The organism is Wolbachia endosymbiont of Drosophila barbarae, from assembly GCF_044752445.1.
Classification (GTDB): domain Bacteria; phylum Pseudomonadota; class Alphaproteobacteria; order Rickettsiales; family Anaplasmataceae; genus Wolbachia; species Wolbachia pipientis.
The window spans coordinates 1-5,630 of the sequence record NZ_JBIXJM010000198.1 but is presented as its reverse complement, the minus strand read 5'-3'; the positions used below and the strand labels follow the sequence as shown (position 1 = coordinate 5,630).

5 protein-coding genes and 1 pseudogene are annotated in these 5,630 nt (G+C 35.0%); 4 read left to right on the top strand and 2 right to left on the bottom strand.

What is annotated here, in order from left to right; all coding sequences use genetic code 11:
• Positions 1 to 132: 132 nt before the first annotated feature.
• Entirely contained in the window at positions 133 to 2,154 is a 2,022-nt protein-coding gene (recG, locus tag ACIPNH_RS04330) for an ATP-dependent DNA helicase RecG (protein WP_400771914.1), read from the bottom strand.
• A gap of 303 nt (positions 2,155 to 2,457) precedes the next feature.
• On the opposite strand from recG, the gene ACIPNH_RS04325 reads away from it, so the two are divergent.
• A complete protein-coding gene (locus ACIPNH_RS04325; RefSeq protein ID WP_341814475.1) occupies positions 2,458 to 3,276 on the top strand; it encodes a hypothetical protein in 819 nt (272 codons plus the stop codon).
• On the opposite strand, the gene miaA is transcribed toward ACIPNH_RS04325, so the two are convergent.
• Positions 3,273 to 4,157, bottom strand: coding sequence for a tRNA (adenosine(37)-N6)-dimethylallyltransferase MiaA (miaA, locus tag ACIPNH_RS04320; protein ID WP_155969421.1), 885 nt, complete (start codon positions 4,155 to 4,157; stop codon positions 3,273 to 3,275). The two genes, ACIPNH_RS04325 and miaA, sit on opposite strands and share 4 nt — an antisense overlap.
• 75 nt (positions 4,158 to 4,232) lie before the next feature.
• Here miaA and ACIPNH_RS04315 point away from each other — a divergent pair, with 75 nt between their 5' ends.
• The 3 genes and pseudogenes from ACIPNH_RS04315 to ACIPNH_RS04305 form a co-directional block, all read left to right on the top strand.
• Positions 4,233 to 4,703 (top strand): hypothetical protein, encoded by a 471-nt coding sequence (locus tag ACIPNH_RS04315; RefSeq protein ID WP_015589217.1) that lies wholly within the window; start codon positions 4,233 to 4,235, stop codon positions 4,701 to 4,703.
• A 118-nt stretch (positions 4,704 to 4,821) separates the two neighbouring features.
• Positions 4,822 to 5,409 (top strand): L-threonylcarbamoyladenylate synthase, encoded by a 588-nt coding sequence (locus tag ACIPNH_RS04310; RefSeq protein ID WP_006280292.1) that lies wholly within the window; start codon positions 4,822 to 4,824, stop codon positions 5,407 to 5,409.
• A gap of 17 nt (positions 5,410 to 5,426) precedes the next feature.
• Positions 5,427 to 5,630, top strand: a pseudogene (locus ACIPNH_RS04305) (DNA polymerase III subunit delta'); the annotation flags it as partial.

Sequence of the window (5,630 nt, the reverse complement as noted above, 5' to 3'; positions counted from 1 at the left end):
ATACATTAAGTAATCCTTACCTTTTAATCTGCAGATTGGCGAAAGCAAATACAATAGCTTCAGTTTCATGATAAGGGGGCTGGCGAGGTTTGTCAAGGAAGTTTTTTCGTTTCTGCGGGCTACCTGGTTTTCCTACTGAAATTTTGAAAAATGTAATCTACTCCTATATTCAAATATATCAAGCAGTAATTCAAAATCAGCCATTGCGCCTTTTGCGTTATTATACGCGAGATTGAGCAGCTCTTTGTCCTGATATAAATCAGCAAATTTAAATTCCATACATCCTGATTGTTTTGTGCCTAAAATATCTCCACTGCCTCTTAGCATCATATCCCTTTCAGCAATGTAAAATCCATCTTGTGACTCACACATGATCTTTAACTTTGAAGATGAGCTTTTACTTAAATTATCGTATAATAATACACAAAAAGATGGCTTGTTTCCTCGCCCTACTCTGCCTCTTAACTGATGCAATTGTGATAACCCAAATTGCTCTGCATTTTCTATAATCATGATGGTTGCATCTGGCACATCTATACCAACTTCTATCACAGTGGTTGCAACAAGCAGAGAAAATTCATTCCTTTTGAAGGAAAACATAACTTGATCTTTCTGCTCCTGAGTCAATTTTCCGTGTATTATCCCGACTTTATCAAGAAATGTTTTTTGTAATTCCTGAAAACGCATCTCTGCTGCAGCAATATTGGTCTCTTCGTTTTCTTCTATATATGGACAAATCCAATATGCTTTTTTGCCCCTGTTTATAGCACCTTTTAGCTTTTCAATAACATCTGGCACCCTACTAATGTTCATAGTTACAGTTTTTATTGGCAATCTGGATTTTGGTTTTTCTTTCAAAATTGAACATTCAACGTCACCATACATAGCTTGCTGCAAAGTTCTTGGAATGGGAGTTGCAGTAACGAAAAGTATATCGGCATTTTCTCCTTTTCCTACCAAGCGATTTCTCTGCATCACTCCAAATCGCTGTTGCTCGTCTATGACTGCAAGCCCTAAATTTTTAAATGTAACGTTAGCTTGAAATAGTGCATGAGTGCCAATCACTATATTTAAAACACCACTTGCAAGTTCGTTCATGATAATCTTTCTTTCCTTGCGCGAAGTTTTACCAGTAAGCAGCGCAACTTTTATATCGGTACAGGATAAAACTTCCTCAATCCAATTATAATGTTGCTCCGCCAAGATAGTAGTCGGTGCCATTAGAGCTGCCTGCATGTTGTTTTCTACCACATTTATCATCGCAAAAAGTGCAACTACGGTTTTGCCACTACCAACATCACCTTGCAGCAAGCTTATCATGCGATACTTGGATTTTTGTCTCTCTGAGATCTCATCTATTGCACGAGTTTGATCATTTGTTAATTGAAACGACAATTCATTTAAAACTTGCTCTTTATATTTACTCAATATTATAAATTCTCTTCCCCTTTCTTTCACATGATTTTTTCTTGCAAGTTTCAGCGCTAGCTGATACGCAAACAATTCATCATAAGCAAGCCTTTTTCTACAAACCTCAGCTTCCACCAATGAGCTTGGTCTGTGCAACTTTATGATGCTTTCCCTCCAACTTAACCATTTTTTTTGCTTGATTAATGTATCATCTATCCACTCTGGTAAATCAGGCAATTCCTTTAGATTAGAGCTTATTATGTTCCCAATGCGCTTATTGGTAATGCCACGGCATAATTGGTAAACTGGCTCTATGCAAGCTATTTTTTTAAATTGGTTGATGTCAAGCGACACGTAATCTGGATGAGTAATTTGCCAATGTTCAGCAAATTTTTCGAGTTTGCCACTGATGATCACATTCGCTCCAATTGGAAATAGTTTATATAAATACTTAACTGAGTAATTAAAAAAGACTATGAATATATACTGACTCTCACTTTCAACGACTATTTTATATGGTCTACCTCTAAAAGTGGGCGACTGATGTTCATAAACTTTTGCAATGAAAGTTGTAAATTCTCCAACTCGAGCATCAGATAGTAACTTGCTTCTATCCACATAACTAAGTGGCTTATAAAACAGCAGATCCACCACCTTGTCCCCACCACAAAGTTTAGGCAATATTGCGGAATGGAACTTAGGTATATTCTCCAGCCTGCTATTTAGAAAAATCTGATTGCTCATTGAGATTCATACATGTGTAAAACTGTTATAGAGCCTTTTTAAAATCTTGTCACCTTATGGTCAGGTATGCACTATAGCTAGCACAGCTCTCTAACGTCATACCGCGATTCATTCGCGGTATCTCAGCATAGATTCCGCTAACACGTAGCGGAATGACGATTTGTCGTTTTTAAAATCGTCGGTAAGCCTAAGGTACCCCTAACTATATTTGCTATCATAGGGCTTATAGTAGGTATTTTATTAACTTATTAATCATTTTTATGTATTATTATACCATTAGCAGTCTATATCAAGGTATTAATGATGAACAGCTCTACACCAAAAGAAAAGGAAAATCCAATAGTTACACTAAGAGCTCAAGCAGAAAAGTTTGGTTTTAGCAGGTTGAGGGCTGGTAAAGATGATGCTGAAGCGAATTCTGGTGCAACTATGTACGTAGATCTTCCAAGAATGAAACTTGTTATTCAGAACAAAGTTATAACAAAAGAGCTTGTTGATGAATTATATAATAAACATACCAACCTCATTTCAAATGACAAAAATAAGTACCGCCAATTTGTAAAACAAGTTTTTACAGAGCTATTTGAATATGCTGAAGCAGAAGTTCCAAATGATTCTATTCTAGAAGAACTAATCACTAATTGTAACCAGGCTGCTTATGTGGGTGCATTGTATGGTAAAGGAGGACCTATCCTTCATTTAGCTGAAACATATGGGTTATTGTTTCAGTCTAATCATGTAACACATATTAATTGTAGTGATCCAAGTCATGCGGCAATCAGAATTGAAGAAAAAATTGCAGTTCGCACTTTTGCAGAACTGGAAGAAGAATTATGTAAATTGGATAGCTCGCTAGAATTCACACTTAAGTCTCAAGGTGATAAAAATGTAACATATGAAGATGGCAAATTGTCACTTACTGTTCCTAAGAGACTGAAGGACTATAATATAGGTGATAAAAACTTGTTTGACGTTATAAAAGAGTGTTTTCAGAAATTTTGCGAGAGGCTTGGATTTTTTAAAATAAAAATAGAGCATGGTTTAGGCGATCCACTAGAAGTAAGCGACCATCTGGAAAATATGGAACCCCCTATTCGTAGTAATGAGCACGGCCTGAATTAAAATATCTTGAGCTTGTTTGCACAATCAATCACTTCAGCATTTAGAAATTGTTTTTTAAACCAGGTATACTGACGTTTCGCGTAGTGTCTTGTGTTTGTTTGAGCAATTTGTATCGCTTCGTCTAAAGTAATCTCACCTTTCAAGTACTTTATAATTTCTGGCACTCCGTGCGCTTTCATAGCTGGCAAATGTGGGGCTAGGTTCATGCTAAGTAGCTTTTTTACTTCATCAATTGCTCCATTTTCAATCATTGTAATGAAACGAGAATTTATTTTTCGGTATACATCTTCACGTTTAGGCAGAATTGTATATATCTTAAAATTATTGAATAAAGGAGGCTGTCTATTCTCTTGCCATACAAAAATTGACTTGCCAGTTTCAGTGATAACTTCAAGTGCCCTTGAAAGGCGGTGCGAGTCATTCATGAACACTTTACCTTGAATCCTTGGATCTTTGCTTAGCGCTAATTTGTAAAACTCCTCTTTACTTAAATTTTTCCTTAATTCGCTTACATTTTTCCTCACTTCCTGACTTATTTGTGGCATTGATGATAAGCCTTTGATTAAACTGCTGATGTAAAGCCCGCTTCCTCCAGTGATGATAGGTATTTGAGCATTTTCTAATGCGTGATTAACTTCTTTTTCTAAATCTTCTAACCATAGACCCACGGAATAATTTTCTTTTGCTGAAACATAACCATATAGTTTATAAAATTCTTCTTGCTTTGGCGGTTGAGCAGTAATTATGGGAATTTCTTCATATACCTGCTTTGAATCACAATTTATTATACTAATATTTCCATATTTTTCTATCAGGTTATCGCATAATTCTGATTTACCTGAGGCCGTAATTCCTGTAATAATTACTATATTATTTTTCATTTATATTAATTTAATTAACATATGATAAAGTGTAGTAAAAGTTTGGATTCTACAATCTAAAGTTTGGAGATTTTTATGGCAGAAAACAACGACAATAATTCATTTACTAAGCGTTTCACAAACAGGACTCCTGGCGGTACAGGGGAAGGTTTTTCCAGTAAGTATTCGTCTCAAAACACCAAAGAACGGGCATTAGGGGAAAAAGGAAAAATTTCTGAATTAGCAGGCAAAAAAACCGAATCCAAGGAAGCTTTTTCTGAAAGTGGCGGCATAAAAAGTAAAAGCAGAACTGTCAATGAAAGATCTTTTGCTGATGCAACAAAAAGAAGTAGGTCAGATCTTGTATACTTAGTCCGTGGTAAAGATCGTGGAAAATCAGCGTGGCATTATGTATTAGTTGATAAAGAGAAAAGAGAAATGTTTCTAGCAAAAAGCAGAACTGGCTCTATAGATGTTGCAGACTATGGAGAGATTTTGTATTCAGGATGGGGAGAGGATCCACCACAGGCAATAATTGATAAAGTCAATGAAGAGTTTGGGTTGTAGCAAATCTGCATAACAAATGGTAAGCTGCGTTGCATTACGTTTACAAAAACTAGCAGTTACTATATAAGATACAGTGCAACAAAACTGATCTAGTTGTTATGAATAAGTTTTTAGCTATATGGTATCTAAAATAATAAATGCAATACAGAACAATTTATTAGTGTGTTTTCCAACAGAAACAGTGTATGCTCTTGCTTGTAATGCACTAGATAATGAATCTATAGGAAAAATATATCAGATAAAGAAACGCTCTCAAAATAAACCACTGTCTATATTTGTTAGTGATATTTACAATTTGACAAAAATAGCAAAGGTAAAGGAAAGATATATTGATTTAATAAACCACTTTTCTCCTGGACCAATTACCTATATTTTACCACTTAAAAACAACAACATATTGCCAAACGAATTCTTTAAAGATAGTATAGGTATCAGAATTCCTGAGCATCCTATTGCAATTTCAATACTAAACAAACTGAAAGTTCCAATAGTTGCAACTAGTACAAATATTTCAGGAAAAGAAAGTGTATGTAAGGCAAACGATATACCACAATCCATTAAGCAACATTTATCTGTAGTGATTGAAGATGACGAACTAGTTTCTGGTATAGAATCTACTATTATTGACTTAACCGAAGATAAGATTAAGGTTTTAAGGGAAGGTGCAATTTCATTACAAACAGTAAACAACGCATTTTCAAACTAAAATCTATAGGAGAAAGAATGAAAAAAGTAATAGGCCACAACCAAGCCAAAAAAAAAATAATGAACAACTTATCTGTTCAGTCTTGGCTGATCTGTGGTAAAAGAGGTATAGGAAAAGCAACACTTGCAAAATCCTTCTCCAATTGGTTACTCATAAAAAACTATAATGAAGTAGCATTGGACTTACACATTGTTGAAGGTGATACTATCGGAATAGAAAAA